This window comes from Trichocoleus sp. DQ-A1, from assembly GCF_039961955.1.
GTDB lineage: Bacteria > Cyanobacteriota > Cyanobacteriia > Cyanobacteriales > FACHB-T130 > FACHB-T130.
Map to the genome: position 1 here is coordinate 60834 of NZ_JAMPKE010000016.1, position 26153 is coordinate 86986.

22 protein-coding genes are annotated in these 26153 nt (G+C 46.7%); 11 read left to right on the forward strand and 11 right to left on the reverse strand.

Features of this window, described 5'->3' with window-relative positions:
- Positions 1-9: 9 nt before the first annotated feature.
- Positions 10-153 carry a hypothetical protein gene (locus NDI33_RS16470; protein ID WP_190413076.1) on the forward strand — a complete coding sequence of 48 codons (144 nt, stop codon included), beginning with the start codon at positions 10-12 and terminating at the stop codon, positions 151-153.
- Here the strand turns inward: NDI33_RS16470 and NDI33_RS16475 are convergent.
- Complete coding sequence (locus NDI33_RS16475; RefSeq protein ID WP_190672695.1) at positions 150-1133, reverse strand: hypothetical protein; 984 nt, start codon at positions 1131-1133, stop codon at positions 150-152. The two genes, NDI33_RS16470 and NDI33_RS16475, sit on opposite strands and share 4 nt — an antisense overlap.
- Before the next feature lie 773 nt (positions 1134-1906).
- Between NDI33_RS16475 and NDI33_RS16480 the strand changes: the two genes are divergently transcribed.
- A complete protein-coding gene (locus NDI33_RS16480) occupies positions 1907-3718 on the forward strand; it encodes an ATP-binding protein (RefSeq protein ID WP_347275847.1) in 1812 nt (603 codons plus the stop codon).
- A gap of 225 nt (positions 3719-3943) precedes the next feature.
- Positions 3944-4150 (forward strand): hypothetical protein, encoded by a 207-nt coding sequence (locus NDI33_RS16485; RefSeq protein WP_190413078.1) that lies wholly within the window; start codon positions 3944-3946, stop codon positions 4148-4150.
- A 171-nt stretch (positions 4151-4321) separates the two neighbouring features.
- Here NDI33_RS16485 and NDI33_RS16490 read toward each other — a convergent pair whose 3' ends face one another.
- From NDI33_RS16490 to NDI33_RS16500, 3 genes are all read right to left on the reverse strand, one after another.
- Positions 4322-5116, reverse strand: coding sequence for a HEAT repeat domain-containing protein (locus NDI33_RS16490; RefSeq protein ID WP_190672698.1), 795 nt, complete (start codon positions 5114-5116; stop codon positions 4322-4324).
- A 9-nt stretch (positions 5117-5125) separates the two neighbouring features.
- Positions 5126-5893 carry an RNA-directed DNA polymerase gene (locus tag NDI33_RS16495; RefSeq protein ID WP_190672700.1) on the reverse strand — a complete coding sequence of 256 codons (768 nt, stop codon included), beginning with the start codon at positions 5891-5893 and terminating at the stop codon, positions 5126-5128.
- Positions 5894-6120: 227 nt separating this feature from the next.
- On the reverse strand, positions 6121-6465 hold the full coding sequence (locus NDI33_RS16500; RefSeq protein WP_190438630.1) for a helix-turn-helix transcriptional regulator: 345 nt from the start codon (positions 6463-6465) through the stop codon (positions 6121-6123).
- Positions 6466-7029: 564 nt separating this feature from the next.
- Between NDI33_RS16500 and NDI33_RS16505 the strand changes: the two genes are divergently transcribed.
- Entirely contained in the window at positions 7030-7224 is a 195-nt protein-coding gene (locus NDI33_RS16505) for a hypothetical protein (RefSeq protein ID WP_190438634.1), read from the forward strand.
- Positions 7225-7397: 173 nt separating this feature from the next.
- On the opposite strand, the gene NDI33_RS16510 is transcribed toward NDI33_RS16505, so the two are convergent.
- Positions 7398-8696, reverse strand: coding sequence for a nucleotide disphospho-sugar-binding domain-containing protein (locus tag NDI33_RS16510; protein ID WP_190672703.1), 1299 nt, complete (start codon positions 8694-8696; stop codon positions 7398-7400).
- A gap of 582 nt (positions 8697-9278) precedes the next feature.
- Positions 9279-10022 carry a DUF2993 domain-containing protein gene (locus tag NDI33_RS16515; RefSeq protein ID WP_190672706.1) on the reverse strand — a complete coding sequence of 248 codons (744 nt, stop codon included), beginning with the start codon at positions 10020-10022 and terminating at the stop codon, positions 9279-9281.
- 488 nt (positions 10023-10510) lie between these two features.
- On the opposite strand from NDI33_RS16515, the gene NDI33_RS16520 reads away from it, so the two are divergent.
- Together NDI33_RS16520 and NDI33_RS16525 are read left to right on the forward strand one after the other, a co-directional pair.
- Positions 10511-12529, forward strand: coding sequence for a hypothetical protein (locus tag NDI33_RS16520; protein WP_190672777.1), 2019 nt, complete (start codon positions 10511-10513; stop codon positions 12527-12529).
- Between the two features lie 123 nt (positions 12530-12652).
- Positions 12653-13312, forward strand: coding sequence for an HAD family hydrolase (locus NDI33_RS16525; RefSeq protein WP_190668332.1), 660 nt, complete (start codon positions 12653-12655; stop codon positions 13310-13312).
- A gap of 126 nt (positions 13313-13438) precedes the next feature.
- Here the strand turns inward: NDI33_RS16525 and NDI33_RS16530 are convergent, their stop codons facing one another.
- The 3 genes from NDI33_RS16530 to pdxH form a co-directional block, all read right to left on the reverse strand.
- Entirely contained in the window at positions 13439-13903 is a 465-nt protein-coding gene (locus tag NDI33_RS16530) for a translation initiation factor (RefSeq protein WP_190533356.1), read from the reverse strand.
- A 127-nt stretch (positions 13904-14030) separates the two neighbouring features.
- Entirely contained in the window at positions 14031-14537 is a 507-nt protein-coding gene (locus NDI33_RS16535; RefSeq protein WP_190533353.1) for a hypothetical protein, read from the reverse strand.
- A 391-nt stretch (positions 14538-14928) separates the two neighbouring features.
- Positions 14929-15573 carry a pyridoxamine 5'-phosphate oxidase gene (pdxH, locus tag NDI33_RS16540; protein WP_190672709.1) on the reverse strand — a complete coding sequence of 215 codons (645 nt, stop codon included), beginning with the start codon at positions 15571-15573 and terminating at the stop codon, positions 14929-14931.
- 199 nt (positions 15574-15772) lie between these two features.
- Here pdxH and NDI33_RS16545 point away from each other — a divergent pair, with 199 nt between their 5' ends.
- The 4 genes from NDI33_RS16545 to NDI33_RS16560 all read left to right on the forward strand — a co-directional run bounded on the left by NDI33_RS16545 (position 15773) and on the right by NDI33_RS16560 (position 19869).
- Positions 15773-16858 carry an AI-2E family transporter gene (locus tag NDI33_RS16545; RefSeq protein WP_190672712.1) on the forward strand — a complete coding sequence of 362 codons (1086 nt, stop codon included), beginning with the start codon at positions 15773-15775 and terminating at the stop codon, positions 16856-16858.
- 383 nt (positions 16859-17241) lie between these two features.
- The gene (locus NDI33_RS16550) at positions 17242-17652 is read left to right on the forward strand and encodes a LapA family protein (RefSeq protein ID WP_190533349.1); all 411 of its coding nucleotides are present in this window, start codon (positions 17242-17244) and stop codon (positions 17650-17652) included.
- Between the two features lie 35 nt (positions 17653-17687).
- Positions 17688-18500 carry a ScpA family protein gene (locus tag NDI33_RS16555; protein WP_190413723.1) on the forward strand — a complete coding sequence of 271 codons (813 nt, stop codon included), beginning with the start codon at positions 17688-17690 and terminating at the stop codon, positions 18498-18500.
- 199 nt (positions 18501-18699) lie between these two features.
- Positions 18700-19869, forward strand: coding sequence for an NDP-sugar synthase (locus NDI33_RS16560; RefSeq protein ID WP_190413091.1), 1170 nt, complete (start codon positions 18700-18702; stop codon positions 19867-19869).
- Positions 19870-19942: 73 nt separating this feature from the next.
- Here the strand turns inward: NDI33_RS16560 and speA are convergent, their stop codons facing one another.
- Positions 19943-22000: a biosynthetic arginine decarboxylase gene (gene speA, locus NDI33_RS16565; protein ID WP_339380229.1), complete on the reverse strand. Its 2058-nt coding sequence runs from the start codon at positions 21998-22000 to the stop codon at positions 19943-19945.
- A gap of 372 nt (positions 22001-22372) precedes the next feature.
- On the opposite strand from speA, the gene NDI33_RS16570 reads away from it, so the two are divergent.
- Complete coding sequence (locus NDI33_RS16570) at positions 22373-23062, forward strand: hypothetical protein (RefSeq protein ID WP_190672715.1); 690 nt, start codon at positions 22373-22375, stop codon at positions 23060-23062.
- Positions 23063-23171: 109 nt separating this feature from the next.
- Here the strand turns inward: NDI33_RS16570 and NDI33_RS16575 are convergent, their stop codons facing one another.
- On the reverse strand, positions 23172-25721 hold the full coding sequence (locus NDI33_RS16575; protein WP_190672718.1) for a CHAT domain-containing protein: 2550 nt from the start codon (positions 25719-25721) through the stop codon (positions 23172-23174).
- Positions 25722-26153 lie beyond the last annotated feature (432 nt).

The following is a 26153-nucleotide window of genomic DNA, read 5'->3' on the forward strand; positions in this document are numbered from 1 at the left end:
ACCTAATCGATGCTATTGCAGCAAGGTATCAACACACCTGTATTTTTGCAGGTGTGTAACGCGATCGCTCTCTACGCCACCCTACTTGATGGAGAGCGATCGCTTCCTACTTTTTTTCGCTCAAGCGATCGCTCTCTACCCCACCATATTTAAAAGCTGTACGCAGTGTTTGACAGGCTCACCTTCTGCTCTGGCAAAGTCGTCCGGGTTTTCACTCTTTCGCTGTCCTGGTGCCGGATTATCTTTTCCAGTTTCAGGTCGCCATATTTAGCATAGAGCTGTTCGATCTCTTCATTCATCTGGTCGCACTCGGTTTGTAGCCGTTGATTTTGATGGCGTAGCTGTTGAATTGCTTCCTTATGTTCTTGACAAGCTATTAGGTAAGTTTGGCGAGAGTTCGCCAGTTCATCCTGTAGCCGTTGATTTTCCTGTTTTAGCTGCTCTAATTCCTTGGATTCAACCAAGATTTTCAAATGAACTTCTTTGGGAGCGCTTTGTTGAGTGCAAATACTTTGATTCTTCTCAAGCTCTAGCCGAGAATTTGCCAGTTCATCTTGTAACCGCTGATTTTCCTGTCTCAACTGCTCCAATTCTGTTAAATGAACCTCTTTGGCAGCACTTTGTTGAGTGCCAATACTTTGATTCTTCTCAAGCTCTAGGCGAGAGTTTGTTAGTTCGTCCTGTAACCGCTGAATTTCCTGTTTCAGATGGTGTACTTCCTGAGATTCACCAGGCAAATTTAAATGGACTTCTTGTATATAACTTTGCTGGCTGGAAGGACTATCATTTTTCGCAGTTTGTAGCAATTGCAACCCAATTTCTCTGAGTCGCACCAACGTTAAATCTTTGCTAAGCCCGATGTAACAGTGATAGAGTTCGCCATTTACTTTCTTGTAGGCGTACCAAAAATCTCCATCGGTTTTAGTTTCTTTGCTAGCGATGAAATCAGATGTACGTTGATCGACTGGCTCAAATTTAAATGACTTAGAACTTGGCAAATTTAGCCATTGGAACCATTGCTCAGAATCCAGATGAATGTCTTCGAGTCGTTCACCCCGTCGTGGATCTTCTACCCAAAATTCTAATGTTGCCCTCTCGGTGAATGACCAAACCTTTGGTGTTTTAGCCGCCATGATTAAGTTACACAGATAAATTATTCGCAAAAGTAACAAGTTTCAGCATTTTCCCTGGTATCCCATGTAACTTTTCTTCTATTAGAGGTTAAAATTTTACGGTATCGCTGTTCCGATAAACGTATTGTTACTGAACCTCTTCAATGCACCCTACTTGTTTTCTAAGTAAATATACAAGGAATTTTCACTGATGAAGATTTTTTAATATTAAGTTTATACAATCTTTAAAATAGTCAGGAGTATTCTTGACACAATCTTCATAATTAGGAGCAGGCTGTAAGTTACTAAGGACAAGCTGCTATGTCTAGACTTGCAGGTATGCAAGCCCAAAAAAGAATCCCTCTTTTGGAGGAGAGAGGTGAAACGAAACGGCTGACTAACAAATTCCCTATGGGTTGGGTTGAGGTGCGTGTAACCCAAATGCAGCAAACGTTTGCTTTGTTTTTTCTCTCACACAGAGCCAACCTACGGCTGCTAGGCTGTCTCATAAGCACTTGATACAAGTACAAGCGTGGGATGAAAGCTAGACTTCCTAAAATAATTCCGTGGGATTTTTATTCGGAAAAGTTGCACATCGCGTTAGTTTAATTAAAAAAATGTAGCTGAATCTCTAGATTAGATGTTTTGGCATTTTCGGCTGGATTAAAAATTACCAAATCTCAGCTTTTTTTGCCTCGAAGGGGACTCTCTATCCCTAAAAATTAATTCAACTACTTAAATAATTTAAATTTCAGCCTAAAGATAGGTGAAGAAAAACCTTATGAGCTGCAACTGTGAAAAGAGTTCTGAAAAATCGACCACAACTCGATCCCAGCTCCTTCTCTAGAGTGAGACTCGATGGTAATGCTCCCCCCATGAAAGAGGAAGATAAAACTAAAAGTGAACTCATCGCTGAATTAGTAGCACTCCGCCAACGAGTTGCGGAGTTAGAGAAACGAGAAAATCAATATCAGCACTCAGAGAAGGCTTTGCGGTTAAACGAAGAGCGCTTCCTGATGTTGCTGGAAAACATGAAAGACTATGCAATTTTTTTCCTCGATCCCGACGGACGTGTTATCAAGTGGGGAGCAGGGGCAGAAAGCATTTTAGGCTATCAGGAAGCAGAGATTTTGGGCAAATCTGGCTCCATAATTTTTACACCTGAAGATCGCGATCGCGGCGAGGACAAGAAAGAACTAGGAAAGGCATTGACGGAAGGTCGGGCTGAGAACGAACGCTGGCACGTCCGTAAGGATGGCAGCCGTTTCTGGGGCAGTGGCATTGTCACGTCTTTACGCGATGAGAGCGGACAGGTGCAAGGGTTGGCTAAAATCATGCGCGACTTCACGGACCGCAAGCAAGCTGAAGAGGAACGTACTCGGTTACTTGCCCGCGCACAAGAAGCACGTACCCAGGCTGAATCAGCCAACCGGATGAAAGACGAGTTCCTGGCGACCCTTTCTCACGAACTGCGATCGCCCCTCAATGCGATGCTGGGGTGGACGAGTCTTCTCCGCACCCGAAAATTTGACGCGGCAACGACCGCTCGTGCTATCGAAACGATTGAGCGAAATGCCAAGGCGCAAGCACGTTTGATTGAGGATCTGCTGGATGTTTCGCGGATTATTCGAGGTCAACTCCGTCTCACAGTTCGCTCAATGGAACTGATTCCAGTCATTGAGTCAGCCATCAATACGGTTCGTCCAGCAGCAGATGCGAAGAACATTCAAGTTCATCTGTTGGTGGATACTTTTGTGGGTTTAATTTCAGGAGATCCAGACCGCTTGCAGCAAATAATCTGGAATCTGCTCACCAACGCGATTAAGTTCACTCCCGAAGGCGGACGAGTTGAAGTTTACCTTCAAGGCGATCGCTCCCACGCCGAGATTTCAGTTAGGGATACGGGTGAGGGCATCAGCGCAGAGTTTCTGCCTTACGTCTTCGACCGCTTTCGCCAAGCTGATAACTCTATCACTAGGTCTTATACAGGGTTAGGGCTGGGATTGGCAATTGTCCGCCACTTGGTGGAACTACATGGAGGAACCGTTCGTGCTGAAAGTCTCGGTGCGGGGCAAGGGTCAACATTTATCGTGAAGTTGCCGCTAATTACCAGTGCTGACGCGAAAAAGAGGGCTGAGGAAGCGGAATCTTTATGCAGTTCTCAATCTTCAGCACCCAATCCTCAAGAAAGTCCTCGTCCCACCGTTTGGGAAAGCCCTCTTGATGGCTTGCAGATCCTTGTTGTTGATGATGAAGCTGATGCCCGTGAGTTGCTGAAGAGCATTCTAGAACAGTATGGAGCAGAAGCAATCCCTGCCGCCTCAGCCGAGGAAGCGATCGCAACTATCCAACAGTCAAAGCCAGATTTACTCATCAGCGACATTGGGATGCCAAATGAGGACGGCTACAGTCTAATTCGCCGGGTGAGGGCGCTAGAGGCGGAAAAAGGACAAATTCCATCTGTAGCGTTGACGGCTTATGTTAGAGCAGACGACCAAAAAGCAGCCCTTTCGGCAGGTTTTCAATCCCATGTCGCTAAACCCATTGACCCTACTGAGTTAATTGCGGTCGTTGCGTCCCTTGTCGGACGGACTGGAAATGTCTAATTTCATCGCTAGCAACAAAATTTTTAAATACCCAAAATACCAAAAACGAGCGTAAGTGTAGCGAATCCTCTTAGCTTTTAGTTTCCTCTCCGGTGGTATGAGATAGACGCAAAGACGGTATATCATCACGAGTGCGACTTCGGATATAAGCAAGGAGAGGGACGCAAATTTATCCTAAATTTTGCTTTCTTTAATAATGGTTCAGCAATTAGGAGAAACTTTTAAATGAAAGAGAATAGGATTACTCGAAAGCATCTGGTTTATAGTCTGCTAACGGGTCTGCTGATCGGCGCGATCGCTGGTACGCCGATCGGCTGGTTTACTCACCGAGCCTATGCTGAGCAACGTTTGGCTAAGAATTTAATTTGCCGAGAGCAACATCGAAATGAGCCTGTAGCGGTTGTGGAATCTATCTGCGGCTCAAGATTCTAAAGTTTTTTAATAATTGTCTTCGTGGGTGCGATCGCGCCCTTTTTTATTGCATCTAAAAGGATGCGATCGCATCCTGCTAATTTTGGCAGATTTGAATTTTTGCAGAGGATGCTAGCCGTCTAAACAGATAAATAAATAAAGCCAATTTATCTTTATGTTGTCTCTGTTTATCTACATAGATTTTTGTTTACTATATTCTAAAACTGCCTTAAGCAATATATGTTCAACTTTCCAGTCTCCTGGAACTGGAATATTTTTAAAAAAAGCTTCACTTTCATCTTTAGGCAATGACCTACAAGCATAGATAATAGCTCGCTGTTCCCAATCTTGACAGTCATTAATTTGAGTCTTTACATCTAGTAAGGAACTTCTATCTCCTATTTTACCTAAAGCTAATATAGCTTGCCGCCGAACAAGTCTATTTCTATAATCTCGCGCAATTCTACGAATTCCATCTAAATTATTCCATTCCTCAGAACCTGTAAATGGCTCTAATAACCACATAGACTGAAAGTCCGGAACATACTTTGATTTTTCAATAAACTGAATTAGTCTTTCACCAATTTCTATTTTCTGCTCCAATTTTAATTCTCCAAAAACATTAAGAAATTTAGCTACAGAGTGGGAAACCGAATAAAGCTTTTCAAGATTGTCTAATATTGGCTCAATTAATTTTGGGCGATTGAGAAGAGAAAGCACATTTAAAATAAATTTTACAGCTGATAAATCTGTTACTGGATCTTCATTTAAAGCATCGTTGATAATTTTTTCTACATTTATCGAATCAATAAGTTTTTTTTGTTCTTCTGTAAGATGATTATAACGAATAATAGTGTATGGATTACCCTTAAAAACTTCCTGTATAACTTCTCTTCTAATTTCTGTTTCAGGATCATTAGACAAATTAGCTTTTTGTTTATATAATTCGCTTTTATAGACTTTTGTTTTTAAAGAATTTAAACTCAATCCTTGGGTTTATTGCAACCTACTTCCTAATAAAAATAATCCTCTTAAACATTCAGATTCAGTTTCTCCAAACATTACATAATCATCTACATATCTAACAAAATCGATATGGTTGCTCAATAGAAATCTATCTACTTCATCCAATACTGCTTCTGCTAGTAGACTACTGAAGATTGGTCCTGTTGGAATGCCATAAGATGTCCCCGCAGACCAACTTTCTAAAAAGCGCATTAATACTTTTGTTTCATGGCTACTCTTTAACATAGAATCTATTGCATTTTCTAGTCTATGCAAATAGATTCTAGGGAAAAAATCAACTATATCAGCCGTAGCTACAAATGGAGCAGTATCTAATTTTAATTTAATAGCATTTTTATAAGCTGTGTACTCTGGATGGGGTAAAAATAAATCATCTTTAACAGAAGGATCAAATCTACATGAAAAAACAATATCGCTATCCTTAGGAATACGACAACTTTCGAGCTTGGGTGCAATTTTTAATATAAAACCTGTAATTAATAAATAATCTATTGGATCTAAAAGAAGGATAGGACGTGTAGTATATTTCTGTTTTGGGGCAATCATTTTGATTGCAGAATGTGGATGATAGGAGAGTAAGTCAACTCTCAGTAATTCTGGTTTTACTTTATCCCATTTATTTTCAATTGCATCAATTTCAAATGGATGAGGGAAAAACTCAGAACAACCATGTTTTTTTAATATTTGCAAAGATTTATCTAGTTCATCTTCAGTAAGTTTTACTGATGCTGTACTCATGTATATATTTACAAGATTAACGATTTTCTGAGTCTATCTCATCGGGTGCCTATAATGGTAATGGTGCGCGATCGCGCATTCTCCCCTTCACCACTGCAATGCGATCGCCTAATCTTCTTCTGAGTGCGATCGCTACGTTATCAACGAGTTAGGCAAATCGTCCAAACTCTTGTTAACTTTCGCCTTCTGGTTAAAACTAGCCCAGTATCGAAGAGCAACTGACCGCTTCAGTCTCCGATGTTTGGGTTCCAAGCTTCCGTACCAATCAGCAGCAAATCTTCCAGCGTCAGAGTACGATTCTCAGTTGGGTGTTCGGGTTTAAGAACGTCTAAGAGTATCCACAAAATATCAGGTGCTGGTTTATTCAGGTTTCCATTCTCGATTCTCGAAATGGCTGCAATGCTCACCCCAAGAACCTTAGGCAATGGCTCTCCCAACCCTTCATAGAAGCGAGCCTCATACTCCTTCGTCTGTTCGCTCAACTTGTGGACACTCAAGCCTTTCGCTTCCCGACAGGCTCGTAAGAAGTTGCCCATCTGCCGCAGCCCTTCATCCGTAAACCTTCGTCTCAACGACTCTCTCTTCCTTCTTACAGGTAAAACCGCTAGTAATCGTCTTTACTGCCTAAAACTAAGCTATCATGCCCTACTTTGCGACTATTCGTTTCAAGTTAGTAACTTGAATCATTTTATGTTACAATGTATAAAGAGGGTTCAATTTTTAACCTTCCAGTAATCCCCCAACAAAGTCATATTTCCAGCTCATAGCTGCCGGAAATAAAGCTGGATGAGTGCTGTTTGTGCTAGCGACAAGGCTCGCACGCCTGTACCCATCTACCCAATCAAATATCTATGAACAAATCCAAAGCAACAGAAGCACTGCGAGTAGCACCGGGAATTGCTGCCATCAAAGCAGCACTGAACCAAAGGGGCGATCGCACCTGCTTTCCTCCATAAATAGCCCATCTGGACTGTCTGGGTTACAGATAAAACACCAATACTAGCTGGCATTTCAGCGCACTCCCATTCACAGATGGGGACTGCACTCGCAAAAGAACGATAGCGATCGCCACACCCTTATCGCCATCCTTCAAAGCACATTCATCAAAAAACCCTAGGTATCATCGGGAAAATTTTATGACCTACTTTAACCAGCTTCACCCTTGGTGCCTAATGCGTCGCGTACCCAAGTTGCAATCCTCGGTTGTTGCTCGTTTTCGCCGCCGCTGTGACGCAGAAGCCCATCAGCGAGTCCTCCAACGCTTGGGTTCAACCGAAAGCTACAACATCGTTTTCGACGTGGCAGCAAAAGCTGCCGAAGTTACGACCTAAATAAAATCACCTCAAAAAACTCTCATCATCACTTCAGTTGATGTATAGAGTTTTATTTTGCTAACAGGATAGAACGCTGGCGTTCTATCCTGTTTTTTCATTAGAGGATTAGCCAACCATCACCGAAGCAGAGTCGCGGCGGACAATTCACTTGATAATTCACTTGATAGAGTTCACGCAACACTCCTAGATACACTGGACGTTAATTGCGGCACTGGATGCTTGAACCCGACAGCCTGCTCAACAACATCAGCAGCTCGCTTCACGCCGCCTGATTGACGGATAGCCTGTTGGAGCCGAAATGCATTATTTGAGTAAGAATCCTCCGTAAGCACTCGTTGAATCGCGCCTCGCAACTTAGAAATGCTCAGACCGTCTGAAGGAACCACCTCACCCGTACCTGTCCATTGGATTCGCGCTCCAGTTCCTGGCTGTTCATAGGTGATGGGGATGGCAACCAGAGGAACCCCGTGGCTGAGCGAATCGAGTACTGTGTTCAGTCCCCCGTGCGTGATGGTTAACCTTGCTTTAGAAATCAATTCCATCTGAGGGGCATACTCTACAACCAGCGGCGAACCGGGCATCCTTTCAACCGCTTCTACATTCATCCCACCTCCATAAGAGAGAACCAGTTGAACATCCAGTCCAACGCAAGCTTCTGCAATGCAGGAGAAAATTTCCTGTTTGGTACTCTGCACAGTCCCCAGCGAAGCGTAAATTAGGGGCTGTCCGGTCAACCGTTCATAGGGAAAGGGAATTGTTCGCGGTGACGCATTACGGAATGGCCCAGTGTAATAGAAGTTTTCTGGCAGGTTGGCGCAGGGAAAATCAAAAGCAGCAGGCTGTTGACTGATGTGGGCAAGTCGAGAACAGGAGAGACTGAAGCCTTGTTTCAGGGGCAACTTCCACGCTGCGCGATACTCATTTAGAGCTTTCTGAATCGGCTCGCTATTGCGATCTAATAGGTAATAAGCAGCTAGATTGCGAAGACGCGCCCACCAGGTATTCTGGTAGCTCCAGCCCATAAAAAAGGGGGGAACATCTGCCTGTCGGCGGATAGCTTGGGCGCAGCACACAGTAATAAAAGGGATATTGAGGGATTCAGCTACAACTTCACCCGCTGGTTCAAGCTGATCCACCAGCAGTGCTTCAATCCCCGCCGCTTGAATGGCATCGGGGGCATCTTGGCAAAACATTTCACTCACCTGCTGGCACAAGGTGACTGAATAACGGAGTGACTCTAGACGGCTCAATTGAGCGAGTTGCGCGAAGGACTCCGCAAGAAATCCGGGTCGATAAATCCCCTGCCCAATCGGATAAAAGTTTAGCCCTTCTGAGCGTACAGATGCCTCTAGATCCGGTATTTGCAGGAAAGTGACGCGATGACCGCGTTGTTGCAATTCTCGTCCCAACGCTGCCAAGGGGTTCAAATGACCTGAAAAAGGCGGGCAAATTACACCAAAGTGAGTCATGGGTCGGCTTAGATAGAGTTTTAATAATGAAGCGGTCTATTTAAAGCTCCTGCAAGCACGCCACGCATAAGGCTCAGACCCTATCCTCATAAAGCGGAGGTAATCTTACTTATTAGCAAGCAATCCTGCTTTTTTTTAGGAAACCCACGGTATGAACGCACTTCTTTTAAGCCTTGTAAGCAAAGACAACTTCCTGGTATCTCTACTGAGGGTTTTGGTTTTAGGTCAGCGTTATCCAGTCAGGGAAAAATACAAAAAGTAATCAACATAAGTAAGCCTCAAGAGCAACCAGTCGGTTAACTGATGATGCTACTACTTAAGAGATTAAAATCATAAGACTGGGAGCTTCTAAACCAAAATCAATAACAGGAGCGCAGAACCGGATAAAATAGACCTATTGGCTTCGGGTATTAAAAAATTCAGAGAAATAATCCCTTGTTAGCCTGTTAGTAACTAAAGTACCTGCTACTAATTCACTTCTACTTCTAGCTAAAGAATGGTAGTCCTGTTAAGTTAAATTGTAACTTTAAACACTAAAATTATTTGTAAACAAAAATTTACTCAAACTTGTGTAATGTCGGCTTAAGAGGAAGGAATCTGCTCAATATGAATGGCGGCTTGCAAAGTTAACTTACCTGCCACTACATCAATCTGCTGAAATTGCCGTGACATCCCTTTTTTGTCAAAGTCACGCAGGCTTAAAACTTCGCTCACTTGTGCGACCAAAACATCTGTTAGTTGTGGTGGGAGTTCCTTCCCCTCTAAATAATTCACATCTTGGAGGACAATTTCTTGCCCATTAGCTCCGATACGAGGTTTAGCTGTGAAGGCAAGTTGCTGAACTTGCCCAGTTTTATCCAGAATTAGCTCGGACTTCAAAGCTATATTGCCGTCTGATAGTAGAGAAAAGTTTACTTTTTGGATATCAATTGATAATTTTTTATTCTCAATAAAAATTTTGCTTTGGTGCAGATGTTTCTGAAAAGATTCAGAATTGAAGGCATGGGTAAGATTCTCTTCACTGATAACAACGCGAAGTGTTCCTTCAGAAGGCTGGGTTAATTTGATTTTGCCGATTAGGGCAAGACGAGGCTTGACACTAATCCGATTAATTTCTATTTGTAATTTTTCCGATGGCAAAAACTTTTGTATAACTAGACCATTGATATTAATAGCGATAAAATCAACTTCCCCACGAGCAAGTTTGCTTAGATCCGTCTTGATCTGAACTTTTAATTCTTCTACTATTCCCAGTTGGCTTGCCAGCGCCCTTTCTGCTAGCTTGTTAAGCGTTTGTTCTCCCAATCCAGCTTTATCTTGGGTCACGCTACTTCTCCTACTGCCCTATCACTGCTCAATCTAGGCAATTTGCTTAAAAGAGTGTATCTACCTGATGACAGAAGCAATGCTAGGACTACAGTTTTAGATAGCGAATAAGCCGCTAAAGTGGTGATTATTGGGTTAGTTAGACCTTTCAGAAATTTATCTTAATCGTAGATTCTTAGAGCAGTACAATTTTAAGAATCATGTCTGTTTGTGAACATCCTGCTGTCAAAACTTGTGATGACAGCAGGTGTGGAAAGCCCACGAACTGTCGGGATGCGGGGCTTTCCACTACTAACAAAATTATCCTGGGAAGGTACTGGATCAACAACACGCGATCGCGATTGTGCTAATTGTGTTAAAAAACCTCTGCTTTCATGAGTGTAAAAATATACACTCAGTCGGTTCAGCCTCCAGACAGACGAGAGACGGCGTTTGTCGCTTTAAAGTAGCTGAGGTAATTGATAGATTTGCGAGGCATCGTGCGTTCGATGAAGGTGTTGCCGAAGGTACCGCGCCCATTTTTCCTGCTAGCTATAGTTCTCGTCGTTATCAGCTTTTTGGCTTTTCAAATTGAGCTAGCCATTCCCGCAACACCCAGCCTCTACAACACCTTTACACCCCTTACGAAGCCTGCACCGCAACAGATAGGCTCCTATGATGTGTTGGGATACGCGATCGCCAAAGACGAAGCCCAAAGTCTGCTGCAAACGGGGGAAGGGCACAAGCAACTTTCACCGGAGAATGGGGCAGTTGCGGTTACTGAGGACTTAGTTAACCTGGGACGCAAAGCTTTTTACTCAGAAACTTTTAAAGATCAGGTATTTCAGACCGATGTTGTCGGGGCGCTGAATGGGCCAATCAACCTGGTAACGATGACGAAAGCGATCGCGCGGCTGGGAGGGAAACATACCACCAACCTCCAGATTCCCATCGATAAAGATGTCACCATCGGCGGCAGAACTTTTACCGCCGGAACCTTGCTGAACACGGGAATGGACGTGCCTGCTGGTTCAATTCTGCCCTTGGGAATGCGTACCAGCATTGAGAAGGGTAAGGTTCGAGTCGGCATCACCTGCGCCTTGTGTCATGCAGCAATTGATAGCAGAAGTGGGCGCGTTATCGAAGGTGCGCCGAACAACGATGTCGATCCCGGCTTAGTCTTGGCAATGGCTACGAACTCCGCCGCCATGTTTCGCCAGACGGGTGTGAATCCCACTAAACTTCCCTTAGGCGATCGCACTTACATCAACGCTGATGGGGAAATCGCCCGTCTCCCAGATGTCCAAGCCGTAGAAGATGCCATCGATGCCGATTTGCTCAGTTGGCCTCCGGGGAACTTTGATTCTACCGGCAACATGGTCAACAATCCCTCCCAAAATCCTTCCTCCTATACCCACAAAGCTTGGCCCTACGGCTGGAGTGGAAACGCTGCCATTGGCTGGTTTCACGGACTGACTACCCTCAACAGCAACGTTCACGGCACCAATTCCGACGCCACAACCGGGGCTGATTCCAGCCAAGCGTTACTAAATATTGACAAAGAAACTTATTTGGGAATTATTTTTCAAAATTCAGCCAATCAAGCTTTTCGGTTGCCAGAAGGGGCAAAACCATCAGAATTCTTTGAAAAAATCGATCCCACACCAGGGGAACCGGGAATGAACCAGGTAATTAAGATGCCTGGATACCCGAAAGGTTCGCCTTTTATTTTGGATGGGTTGATGGCAAACTCACCAGGATTCCCGGTCGGCGAACAACTTAATGGAATATCCGCATTTCAGAATAGCTTGGCACCGCCACCCGTTCAAACTGCAAGCACAGACACCCTGAAGCGGGGTGCAGCCATCTTCTCAAAAGCTGGTTGCGCTGAGTGTCATAGCGGACGCTACTTCACCAACCATGAAGTAATTGCAGCGAATGAGATTGGAACTCAGCCCTCACGGGGTCCGGCGCAAGCACCCTTTGCCCGCATCTTGATAGCACCCCAAACCTATCCCAGTAACGTCCCAGTCCCCCTGCCGCCCGATCCGCCGCTGCTATCAGTACCGACCGATATCACTCCACAGCGATCGCTAGAATTAGCCTTTGCCATCAGCAACCCAGCCGGTGGTTACAAGGTACCTAGCTTAATTGGACTTGCCGTAACCGCACCTTATCTCCATGATGGCGGTGTGGCAGCTAGTTCCGAAGCACTGAAGCGAGATAAAGACGGCTTTAAAGTCGCCGATCCCAATCAACTAGGCATGGCAGGTACGTTGCTTAACAATATCCAGCCCGATCCCAGCGCAAGTTTGCGAGTGCTGCTGGATCGCAACCTGCGTGAAACAACGGTAGCCGTTAACCGGGCAAATTCTGACTTACAACAGTCGAATGTAGACGGCAGCGGACACGCTTATTGGGTAGACACCGAGGCAGGTTTCACTTCCCAAGATCAGACCGATATCATTCAATTCCTCCTCTCGTTGGATGATGACCCGGAAGTGCTGCCAGCGGTAGCCTCAAATTAGCGATCGCGTTTTTTCTTCGCCCCGATGCAGGGGGTTGAAGGGATCGAAACAGGAATCAAAGCAGAGAAAATCCCGCTTTAAAAAGGGGGACAAATACAACCAAAATCCAAAGGTAATACAACCATGACAGTGCAAGGCGTAATTTTAGATATCGATGGTACCCTGGTTCTGAGCAATGATGCCCATGCCCAAGCTTGGGTTGAGGGATTTGCAACGTATGGTTATGACGTACCCTTCGATAAAGTTCGACCGCTGATTGGGATGGGTGGCGATCACGTCATCCCAGCAATGGTGCCGGAATTAAATGACGAAGACGGAGATGGAAAAGCCGTTTCCCAGAAGCGTAGAGAATTGATGGTTAACCGCTTTGCACCAACACTGTCTCCCACAGACGGCGCAAGAGACCTGATCTTGAAAATGCAGGAGGCTGGATTAAAGCTGATTATCGCTACCTCTGCATCAAGTCAAGAACTCTCCCCGTTGCTGAAAGCCGCGCAAGTTGACGATCTACTTGATGAAGCGACAACTTCTAGCGACGCTAATGCTTCTAAACCAGCACCAGACATCGTGGAAGCAGCATTGAAGAAGATGCAAATGGAACCCAATCAAGTAGTGATGATTGCCGATACACCCTACGATATTGAATCTGCAAATAAAGCCGGTGTGGGTGTAATTGCGGTGCGTTCTGGTGGCTTTGACGATAATCAACTTAAGGGTGCGATCGCTATCTACGATCACCCCGCCGATCTATTAGCCAATTATGACAATTCTCCCTTGATCTAAACACGGTAAGGTCTGTTTTTTTTCAACTCCCTACATTTAGTGAAAAGGCAGTAACGAATTCCGTTACTGCCTTTTTACTTGCTTTTTTACGATTGTGTACAACTTCTAGTTGCTAACAGCTTTAGCTTACCAGCCGCTACTTTCCTGGTCTGCCGGATCGCCGTAAGGATCTTCGCTAGCGGGGCGAACATCTCCGAACTGCCCTTGGTAGTCTGCTGGATCGCCGTAGGGATCTTCGCTTGCAGGACGGACATCTCCAAACTGCCCTTGTCCAAACTGTCCTTGGTAGTCTGCCGGATCGCCGTAGGGATCTTCACTCGCGGGACGAACATCGCCATACTGCCCATATGCTCCCGGATCGCCAAAGGGATCTTCACTCGCAGGGCGAACATCGCCATACTGCCCATATGCTCCCGGATCGCCGTAGGGGTCTTCGCTAGCGGGACGGACATCGCCATACTGCCCATATTCTCCGGGATCGCCAAACGGATCTTCACTGGCGGGGCGGACTTCCCGATCGTCGTAGTTGCTCGCGTCTTGGTCGTTACCAAGCAAAGCATCCTGCATTTTTCTGATAAACCCATCTACCATGATTTGTCTCCTTTTTCAATTGATGTTGAAACGGCTATGTAGAGGGTACAAATTGAATCTCTATTGCCGTTGTGGTTGGCATTTCTTATAGCTAGTTAAGCTCTCTGCAACCCAGAGATAGCAGCGCTTACTGTGCTGGAACCGGAACCGGGGCATCAGCTTCAGCCAGTCCCGTCAGGTCGCGCCCTGTGGGTCTGTTGTTATAGCCCTGGAATTCACGGTACTGTCGCGCTTCCTCCTCCGAAACTTGAATTCCTCCCGGTGGCGGCGTTACCCAGTGAGGGCGATTCTGGGCATCCCGGTAGTAAACGCGACCGTTCTTAGAAAGGTAGTATTTCCCCTGTGCCCCCTGCTGTTGCTTGTTCTTATTCTTGTTGTAAAGATAGTAAAGTGCCGCCGCTCCCGCCAAAGTGATTGCTACTTTCTGACCCGTTGATAATCCTTTCTTGGCTTGGGGTTGGTTGGTGGGGGGAGGATTTGTCACTGTTCCACCCCGCGTATCGTCAACAGGTGGCGGTGGAGTGTTAGTCTGCGACTCACCGCAAGCATTTAAAAACGGAACCATTAGTAACGCTGAAAGCAGCAGCGCCATTGGGCGTAAAAATCTTTGACGCTGTGGGGCTATTGTATTCATCAATTTCCTGTTCTCCCTCCGTTACAGGATGTCTTGTTATGACGCACTCATGAGGAAAACTTGCACTATTCCAAAAACACTTTTTTCTTCAATAAATTTCCAACAACAAGTTTAGAAATTGAGTATTTACCGCTGACCGACAACAGCACAAGTTAGTGTTTTTGTTTCCACCCAATCATGAGGCAAGTTAAGAATAATTCCCTACAGCTCTGGATAGAATTTTGAGTAAAGGCTTCATCCAAGAGGAATAGACACGACAGCCATTTACCAACTCGGTCAGCTTCGGAAGAAAGGAGAAATACACAAAAATTAGCCCTACGTATTGCTTATAAGCATTGCTTATAAAGATAGGGTTTGCCTGTTTTTATGGGCTTTCTGAAAGTATTCTTTCTTAAGGTGATAATCGCTCAATTACCCAGTTGCCATCGTCACCTCGTCGATAGTGCAAGCGATCGTGCAGCCGACTCGGACGCCCCTGCCAAAACTCAATTGTTGTAGGAATGACTCGAAAGCCTCCCCAATGGGGCGGTCGAGGAATTTCCCGATTTTCATATTGCTCTTTGAGTTCCTGCAAGCGTTGCTCAAGTACCTCGCGGTTTTCAATGACTTGGCTTTGCTGCGAAGCCCAAGCCCCCAATTGGCTTAAGAGCGGACGGCTGTGAAAATAAGCTTCTGATTCAGCATCTGAAACCTTCTCCACTTGCCCCTCAATCCGCACTTGGCGTTCCAGTTCCGCCCACCAGAAGACTAAGGAGGCCCACGGATTGACGAGAAGTTGTTGTGCTTTTTGACTCTCGTAGTTCGTGTAGAACACAAAGCCTTGTTCGTCGAAGTCCTTGAGCAACACCATTCTGGCGCTAGGCTTGCCATCAGCCCCAACGGTCGCAACAGTCATGGCATTGGGTTCGAGAAGCTCAGCTGCCCGTGCTTGGTCAAACCAGGTTTTAAATTGTTGAAAGGGATTGGGGTCGCTATCCGCTTTGCTCAGTCCAAATCGGGTGTAATTTTTACGCAGATCGGCTACGCTTGTATCCATCTTTATATTTTTTCAATCCCTAATTTAAGTATTTTAAAGTCTTGCTTGACCCCAGTTTTCATACATCCTACAAAAAAATTTATCGCTTGCGGCTATATTCATAGACCTTAGACTTTAGACTGGCTATGGGTTAGAGTGTAAAGTCTAGCCAGTCGTTCTACGAGTACCCAGGGAGCCACTGCTACAGGTTGTGAGTGCGATGCGCCGTTCAGCCAATCTTCAACGCCTGCTGATTCTCGGTTTGACCGGCCCGATTGTGGCTTTAAATATCTGGGTTTTGTCCCAGATATTTCGCTATTTTGAGCATTTAATTACCATCCTCACCATTTCGGCAATTCTGGCTTTTTTACTCAATTACCCGGTGCGGGTGTTAGAGCGGATTCGCTTCAAGCGGACACAGGCGGTAATTATCGTTTTGGTGGTGACTTTAGCGGTGCTTGTCATTTTGGGCGTGACTCTTGTCCCGATATTGGTAGATCAAACGACTCAACTGTTCAAAAATATTCCAGATTGGTTAGAGGCAAGCAATCAAAATTTAGATCAGTTGGACGCCTGGACAAAAACTCGTCGTTTGCCTTTGGATCTTAAAGGATTTAGCCGTCGCGTCAGTTTTCGGATCGAAAACCAAGCGCAAGCTCTAGCGAGTCAGGCGTTTGGCGTGGCGCTAGGGACGTTGACCGGATTAATCGATGTCGTGTTTGTGGTGGTGCTGGCGTTTTATATGTTGCTGTATGGCGATCGCTTGTGGAAGGGTTTGTTTAATCTCCTTCCGTCTCAGATCGGTCTGCCGTTGAGCGAATCCCTGCGGCTAAACTTTCAGAATTTTTTCATTACGCAAGTCCTCCTAGGACTGTTTATGATGGCAACGCTGACGCCAATCTTTTTGACTCTGAACCTGCCGTTTGCCCTGTTGTTTGGTTTGTTAATTGGGGTTGCCGAACTCATTCCCTTTATCGGTGCCACCTTGGGGATTGGGATGGTGACGCTTTTGGTGATGCTGCAAGATTTTTGGTTAGCCGTTTGGGTCGCGATCGCATCGATTTTCATGCAGCAGATCAAAGATAATCTCCTTGCTCCTAAGTTGATGGGCGATTTCACCGGGCTTAATCCAATCTGGATCTTTATCGCTCTATTGATCGGAGGTCAGATAGCTGGACTGGTTGGGGTTCTCGTGTCGGTGCCCCTCGCGGGTACGATTAAGGACACTATCGATACCCTCCGCCTTTTGCGTCAGCCCTCAGTTGTGACGACAGAGACGGTTTCCCGAAACCCTAATGGCAGCTGAAGGATTATCAGAATAAATACCGCCCTAAAAGCTATACCTACTACAAACCAAGCGAGGATGCGCTGGCACACTCAAAAAAGATTCTGCACGATCCCCAATATTGGTTTGTCTGTGTCATTTCAAGACTTTTATTTCTGTTCTCTGAAGAGAAATCGGCTTCTACTTATCATACGAAATAAGCGCGATCGCTCTTGCATTCAGACAACATTAACAGGTACCCCTTTTGGGTTCAATATTTTATCAAAACTGGCGAGTGTATGCACTTGGCGTAGACGTAGAGTAGGATAGGTGAGGCTCAAATCCTTCTCATCCTTAAATAGGGAATTCATCCCGTTCTTCCTTGTAAAATTGGCAAGGGATCTGCATTGTTTAGGAGTTCATTGATGCGACAGATTAATTTTTTGCTGATCTTCGCGGTGTTACTAGCGCTAGTTTTATTCAGCTTAGAAAATCCCGAACCTGCCGCCATTCAAATTGTTCAAGGTATCGAAGTGCAAGCGCCCTTGTGTATTGAACTGATTCTGGCGATGGGTCTTGGAGCTGTCTTAGCGTGGATTTTTAGTATCTGGGCGCGGTTGCTGCGAAGTCTAGAATCTGGAAAACAATTGCGTCAGATGCGTGCCAAAGATGAGCGCATCCAAGAATTAGAGGAAAATATTGAACACTACAAGGCAGAAATCGAAGAGAGACAAAGTCTGCCCTTAAACGCGACCCTCCAGACTGAAAACACAGAGGTAGTTGGAGGGAAGCTAGCAAGTCTCGCGGCAGCAAAAGAACAGGAATCCCTTGCCTAATCAATTTAGCTTCATTTGAGCTTGAGTTTATGCCGATGACCATTGGCCCAGCCCAGGAAGCGATCGCCCTTTTAATCGATTTGGCTCAGCGGGGAGAAATCGACCCTTGGGATGTCCAGGTGATTGAGGCGATCGATCGATGCTTATTGGAATTGGAGAAAGCTGGGGAGAAGCTCTCTGGCACCTTTGAAGTAGAGCTGTCCCAATCCGGGCAGGCGTTTCTGTATGCGTCCATGCTGGTATTGCTCAAGGCGGATACCCTGTTTTCGCAATCGCTCCCAGACAATCTCGAACCCACTGAGGACGAGCTGGACGACACCGCCGCCGATCCCAGACAATTGCCAACGCGGTTGGAGCGCCATTTGCGACGCCGAGGGACAGCAATGCCTCCCCAAACTCGTCGTGTAACCCTACACGAATTAATCGAACAGCTACAGCAAATAGCCACGGTACTGGAAGAAAAACCTGCTGGCCCAAACGCGATTAAAGACCCAAGTTATCGTTCCCAGTCTCGTTCCCAAACCGCCCGCGCGATCGCTGCCCTCGCTCACCAAGAAAATCTGACCGAAACCGCAGCTCACCTAGATCGGTTTTTGAGCAGTCATTGGCCCCAAATGTCCCCCGGTCAGGATTGGCTGGAATTAGACCAGCTGTTAGAGTTATGGGCAGGGGTAAAACAACGGTCAGCACCGTTAAACGCGCATCAATTGCCTGAAGAGGTGGAAACTGCGCCGAAACACAATGACCGAGTGGGAGTTTTTTGGGCGCTGTTACTCCTGTCTGCTCAGTCTAAGGTAGAGTTAGCCCAAGAGGAGTTCTACCAAGACCTAAAAATCCGAACGCTGTAGCGATGATTCTGTACTGTAACAGGGGCGCATTCAGTTCCTGCCGGTATGTTGATTAAACGCTAGGGTGAGAAACATCTAGAATATCGACAAGGTCAATCGACTAAAATATTTGACCAGCCATCCCTTGCCTCCAGTGAAGGGATGGGGTACAGCTAAATTGCACGAAAACAAAGTGGCCTAGGTTGAGGAAAAAATATTCATGAAAGCCATGATTCTGGCGGCTGGTAAAGGTACCCGCGTTCGTCCGATTACCTACACCATTCCCAAACCTTTAATTCCCATTCTGCAAAAACCAGTGATGGAGTTCTTGGTGGAACTACTCAGGCAGCATGGGTTTGACCAGATCATGGTCAATGTCAGCCACCTTGCTAACGAGATTGAAAGCTATTTCCGGGATGGTCAGCGTTTTGGGGTGCAAATTGGCTATTCCTTTGAAGGCCGGATTGAAGAAAATGGCGACTTGATCGGCGAAGCGGTCGGTTCTGCTGGCGGGATGCGTCGCATCCAAGATTTTTCTCCGTTTTTTGATGACACCTTTGTGGTGCTGTGCGGAGATGCGTTGATCGATTTGGATCTGACCGCAGCGGTGAAGTGGCACAAAGAAAAAGGCTCGATCGCGACGATTGTGATGAAATCAGTGCCACAGAATGAGGTTTCCAGTTATGGAGTCGTCGTCACCGATGAAGAGGGACGAATCAAAGCCTTCCAAGAAAAACCATCAGTGGAGGAAGCGCTCAGCACCAATATCAATACCGGGATTTATATTTTCGAGCCAGAAATCTTAAATTACATCCCTTCTGGCGAGGAGTACGATATCGGGGGTCAGTTATTCCCCAAACTGGTAGAAATGGGTGCGCCTTTCTACGGAATCCCGATGGACTTCCAGTGGGTGGATATTGGCAAAGTGCCAGACTACTGGCAGGCAATTCGCAGCGTGTTACTGGGAGAAGTCAAAAATGTGGCAATTCCCGGACAGAAAGTGGCTCCCGGTATTTATACCGGATTAAATGTAGCGGTGAACTGGGACAAGGTTGACATCACAGGCCCAGTCTACATTGGTGCCATGACACGCATTGAAGATGGAGCCAAGATTGTCGGTCCCACCTACATCGGACCCAATTGCTGGGTGTGCAGCGGTGCCAAGGTGGAAAATAGCGTGATTTTTGAATACTCCCGCCTAGGCCCAGGAGTGCGCTTAGTCGATAAGCTGGTGTTCGGACGTTACTGCGTGGATAAGACAGGTGCCACGATTGATGTCCAAGCCGCCGCCCTCGATTGGCTGATTAACGATGCTCGTCAAGTTCTGCCCTCTAATCCGCCAGCAGAACGGCAAGCGATCGCCGATCTGCTGGGGATGGAAGCGATTTAAATCATCGGTCAGCGATCATTGGGAAATAGGTAGTGGGTCACAAGTGGATTCTCTACCCATTTCCCATTACCCATCAGGACGACAGATAAGTGTACCGACTGAGACTCTGCTCGTAGTTTTGCAGCAATCGCTGGGATTCCTGAATGGTGATGCGCTTATCCATAAGCGCTTGTTCGCATAGCCGACGAATCTGCTCAATCAGATCCTCAGAATCGTACTGTACGTAACCCAAGACTTCCTTCATGGTGTCACCTTTGACGACATGTTCAATCCTGTAAGCCTTGGGCGTCAAATGAATGTGAATCGTGTTGGTATCGCCAAACAAGTTGTGCAGATTGCCCATAATTTCCTGGTAAGCTCCATTCAAGAACATCCCCAGGTAGTAGGGTTCGTCAGGCTTCAGCGTATGCAGTTCTAAAACCGACTTGACATCTCTGAGGTCGATAAACCGATCGATTTTGCCATCGCTGTCGCAGGTGAGGTCTGCCAAAATTCCCCGCCGTGTTGGTTCCTCATCCAGCCGATGAATCGGCATGATGGGAAACAGCTGGTCAATTGCCCAACAATCCGGCGCTGATTGGAAGACAGACAGGTTGATATAGTAGATGGAAGCCATAATTTTTTCTAGGTCTTCCAGTTCGTCGGGAACGTATTCCTGCTTCCTGGTAATCGCTAGAATTTTTTCACAACAAGCCCAGTAAAGACGCTCGGCTCTGGCTCGTTCGGTGAGGCGCAAAATCCCCAAATTAAATCGGCTGATGGCTTCTTCTTTGAATTGAGCGGCGTCGTGGTATAGCTCTTGGAAATTCTCTTCGTTTATAGATTGGTAGGTTTCCCAGAGGTAATTAATAATCGGAGATTCACCCTCTTTTGGGGGTTCGGGTGCCCCGGATGGGACATCGCTGGTGCCGAGAACATCAAAAATCAGCACCGACTGATGGGAAGCGATCGCTCTCCCACTCTCGCTAATCAGCGTGGGAACGGGTAACTGGTGTTCGGCACAAGCTTCTTTCAACTCTGCCACGATATCGTTGGCATAGTTCTGCATATTGTAATTTTTGGAAGCGTAGAAATTGGTTTGAGAGCCGTCGTAATCCACGCCCAAACCGCCGCCGACATCGAGATATTTCATGTCAGCCCCCAGCTTGGCTAACTCGACGTAAATCCGGCTAGCTTCTTGGATGGCATCTTTGATGACGTTGATCGCAGAAATCTGAGAGCCAATGTGGAAGTGCAACAATTGCAGCGAATCCAGCAAGTCAGCGTCTCGTAATTCGTTGACCGCGTGAATGATTTCGGGAATGGTCAAACCAAATTTAGCGCGATCACCCGTAGATCCTCCCCAGCGTCCCACGCCTTGGGTACTCAGCTTTGCCCGGATGCCCAAAATTGGCTTAATGCCCAACTGACGGCTGGCTTCAATACACAGCTGTACTTCTTCAACCTGCTCTAAAACGATCAGCGGCGTTTGCCCCAGTCGAGACGCTAACATCGCCGTTTCGATGTATTCTCGGTCTTTATAGCCATTGCAGATGAGTAATGCCCCAGGCGTATCCAACATTGCCAAAGCAATCATCATCTCTGGCTTCGAGCCAGCTTCCAAGCCAAACTGATGGGGTTTACCAAACCGCACCAAATCCTCAACCAAGTGCCGCTGCTGGTTGCACTTGACCGGAAAGACGCCTTTGTAAGTACCGGAATAGTTGTAACGCGCGATCGCTTTCGCAAAACAAGCATTTAATCGCTCAATCCGGTCTTCTAAAATATCTGAAAAGCGAATCAGCAGTGGTAGCCCCAGATTGCGCTGCTTCAGGGCGTTGACCAGTTCAAATAAATCTAAAGACCCACCGCGCTCTCCCTTGGGAGAAACTGTAACGTGACCGGCTGCATTAATCGAAAAGTACGGTTGACCCCAACCTTCAATCCGATACAGGTTCTCACTGTTTTCTATTGACCAGGATTGGGGCAAGCTTTCACGGCTTAGCCGAGTTAAAGCCATATCATGTTTTTCCCGTCCTGCATTTCTCCGGGCAAGGGCACCGGAGGTGCCACGGCGATTCGATGAACTTTGTGCCACAATTTCTTCTTCTGATGGCTCTTCTTCAATTGCAGGCGTAAACTGCTCGCCCATTTTTTTATCTATCCTCCCTGTGCCCTGTCGAGTAGCTAGTCTATCGCATTCATTTATCATAGGCAGGTGTCTTGTCTTGAATCAGTACCTGCGGTTGGATGTCTGCTTAATCCCATTGTTACCAAAATTTGTATTTGGGGCGTGGAGATAAGTAATTCTCTGCTTTGAGAACTCTGAAATCTTCAAAATCTCTGGTTCTTGGCTGCTACAATCATCTCTTTGTCCGGGTTACTATATTTTCTTTTTTGGAAGATCGCAGGCAATTTTTGCTAAAATCTGCCTCTAGTGAGTTATACCGAGTTTTTCAAAATTTGATAAAACTTTGATATAAATTACCCAATATCAATCAGCCGTGCTAGTTGAGGGCGTTCAATGCTCAATCAGCCCGATAAGCCTCCTATACAGCGCTTTAGCCTTGTTTTCCTGTACCAGATGGTTCAAAAGTACCCACTCGCCTTTTGGGGCGGTTTGTGGGCGTCCATGATTACCATCGCAGCAGTAGCAGCGCTAGGTCTATTTAGTACAGGCCCCATCGAGCAGGAGGAATCTAAATCTGTTGAACCGATGCCTGCCGGAACGACGGTTCCAGAACCAGAAACATCACTACTGCCAAGCTTCACAACCAGTCAGCCATCTGGAACCCCGTTGCCAGGTTTTACAGCGGTTCCGGAAGTTCCGGAAGCTCCAAAGCAACAGCAAGTGCCACGGTGGTTGTATGGCGCGATCGCCTTGGGCTTTGTCACTGGAACGCTTTTGATAGCGCTAAACCTGAGTCGTTCACCGCAGCGTAAATCTCTCAAAAGGTCAAAGCCGACTGCAAGCGTCCGCAAAAAACAACGCCGCCCGACTCAAAAGCAAAAGCGTCGTCCCATGCCGCCACAACCGGCAGAAGGCTTCTCTAAACCTCAAGAAGTGCCCCTAATGATGACAAATTATGGGATGACTGAGGTAACGGTGGTGCCTCCAGAAGAAAATCATCCTCTGGATTGGGGCGAGGATAGTCTGGCAGAAATTATGGATCTGCGAAAGCGACAGTCTCTTTCTGCGTTGCTCAAAAAGTAATTAGTATAAAAGTTTTGAGTTTTGAGTTAGAAAAAAATCCTTAATTCAAAACTCAATTTTTTTTACTAATAACTAAAATTCAACGTGCAAGTAAATGTTTTTTCGGGAATTACTTTTGACTTGTCGAAAGTAGCGATCGCCAGTCTTTAATTGCTTTTTCTGTCCAGAGCCAGTTTTTACTCAGGGCTTCCGGTTGGAAGTTAACCGGGTCTTCTGAGATCGCCTTTTGTCGGAGCTTCCGGGCTTCATCCAAAAGTTTTGCTTGTTTATCAGCAGGTTGAGATGCAGCTAATTTGGTCAGCCCAATTGCTAATCCTGCATAAGTTGTCAAAGCTTCTTGTTGGGCAACCGAGCCAGCAACAGTAGCTTGCTTTTCTTCTATCAAGTAAAAAGCATCAAACCAAATTTGATTAGCACGATCGAGATTCCCTTCTAAGTAGTAGGCAAACCCTAGGGCATTCAAATATTTAGCGGACTTAGGTTGCTTTTTGACCGCTTGCTCCCAAAATCGACGGGCATCATCCAAACTGTAATCCTTACTGCCAGTTTGAACAGACTGCCACGCCAGACGCCCTCTTAGGAAGCTGATGGCTGGGTCGTCGATTTTCTGTTTGTTAACATTGTCAAGCGCCCCTTGGGCTTGCTGTAACGCTCCTCGGTTCAGCAGTTCTTCTACAGCTACCCCGGCGGCGGATAAGTTATTTTGACTGAATTGTTCAATGGCGATCGCCGTGACAGTCGGGGTATTGGCTTTCTGGAGATTGACATTTTTGAGATTGGGGCTAGGGAGCGCCGGAAGTGAGGTTGAGGTATTCTCCTGAGAGAACAACAAGTCTGAAGGTTGCGGACGACGTTGCAACAACCAGAAACCCAAAAGCGCGATCGCCATCGTCGAGCCTAACGCCAGCAAAAGCAGTGGGGCGCGCTTGGCTCGTCGCTGTCCCTTCTTCCCTTCACCACGCTGCCAAAATCGCAGCCGGGGGTTCCCCGCGGCATATCCCAGTAACGATTCTCCCGATCCCGCGTTTTTCGGTGCTGACTCAGCAGCGATCGCTGCGGCGACAGGTTGGGGGGGTGTTTTCGACTCGCTGAGCGGGTGAGCGGCGATCGTTGTCTGATTTTCTCTTTCTACATGTCTGTCCCTTGTCTGATCTCCCTCTGTTTCCCTCTGTGTCTCTGCTGCTACTTCAGGCTTTAGCTGGCGAAACAGATCCGCAACCAAAGCCGAGTCGTCTTCGTAGCCAATATCGTCATACTCTAAATCATCAACCGGATCGGTCCAGTCGGGATCGTCATCCCCGTAGAAGTCATCCTCTAAGGAGTCTAAAGCCTCGTCGGTGGTTAAGAAACCGGATCGAGATCCAGTCGGCGGTGCCGTGAATACCGCTTCTTCCTCCCTAGAGAGAGGATTCAGCATTCCTCCCCAAGCAATGTCTGCCCCAGAAGCGTCAGGCAACTGAAGTCGCTCTGCTTTGGCATTGATGGCATGATGACCTGGTGTCAAGTAACCGTCAAATTCCGGGTGAAGATAGAGGATCGGTAAAGCCCAGTAAAGCTGGCGAGAACCGTAAGTAGAAATTAAACTTTGCCGCGCTCGGCTCAGGCTGAGGTCAATCGGATAACCTTGATTCAGATTGCCGTAAAACCGCCGTGCCAAGGTCAAAGCGACTTGATCCGGAATGCGTTCTGCCATCGCCAGCACGCTCTTGATGCCGCGTTTGACCAGCGCTTCTGCCAAATTTCCCTCTGCGGCACCGTCGCTGGGAGCTGAAGCGGCGGTATGAGCGCCCCGACAGGAGTTAAACACTGCGAGCTGGATGCCGTTATTGACGAGCAACCCCGCTAAGTCATCTCCGCTTAACATCTCCGTCAGCCCGGTTTGGCGGCTTACGAGGTAGAGATTGCCGCCGTAGGCTCCTTGGTCGCTATGACCTGCGTAGTGGAAAACTTGATATTGACCTTGTTCCAGCTCGTGCGTCAGCTGCTCCGTACCGGGTTGCTCCAGAACAGTGAGTTGAATTTCGGGTAAGCCATTCCGGGAACGGTGACTCAGTTCTGCTTGCAGGTGGCTGACTTCTTGTTTGAGCGCCAAACTTTCCTGGTCGTTGGGGGCAGCGATCGCCATCAAGATTCGCACCGCCGGTTGATTTGACCCAGAACCTAACGAAACGGTGGGACTTCTCAACCTTGTACTCATCTGGTAGCGGGAGAAGGCAACATCGGTTCCAGTTGCCAACGGGCGATCGCCATCGTGCAATACTTCCCAAGGTAAGCTCAGTAAGCGACTATCTTTTAATCCCAAGCGCAGCCGCAATACTTCTTGCCGATCTTGAGCGATCGCTTGCGCGATCATCCAACTATCTCGCAGCGTTCCTTGGAACAAAGCATCGTACATCTGCTGCCCCAGCGCCACCAAGTTAAGGGAAGATTGGGTGGCTTCTCGGTTCGGGGAACCCGATCGAGAAATATCGCTAGGAGACAAAGCCATCAGCAAAGGGTCATTCATCAGGTGCCTCGCCTGAGCTAACCAATCCTCCACTTGCCACGTTACCTGCTCTTCGGCAAATGGGACGGCACCCGGTGCGGCAACCCATTCTGTCCGCACCCAATATTTACTTTCCCCTAAGGGATTTACAGAGATATGAAATTCCTGAGCCACTGCTACTATGCACTCCTGCTTCAGTTAGAACCTTCTAGCTGCTTTTCTTACCTGGAGGAGGAACTGTTTCCCTTTCTTCCTAGATAGATTCAAGTTACTTAAAGTTTCCATGAAGGGCAGTTTCGTTTTCTTGAACGCTGATGCCGTTGATGGATTCCGGGAAAGGGAGAGAAAATTTCTATTTATTCTAATTTAATCGTTAAATTTACCCCAACTTAATCCGGATAGTTGAGGAATCCTTTAGAAGAGTAGATTGGTAGATGCACCCTGATTGACATCCCCTGGCTCACCGGTTTGAGCCGGGGATTTTTTTTTCGGTTCGTTAGGCGCTGTAAGACTTTCTGGATTTCTCCCGGCTTCAAAGGCGGGTTAGGGGGGAACTGACACAAGTTGCTTGGCATTTCCATCCCTCAACCCCGCGATGGGAGAGCC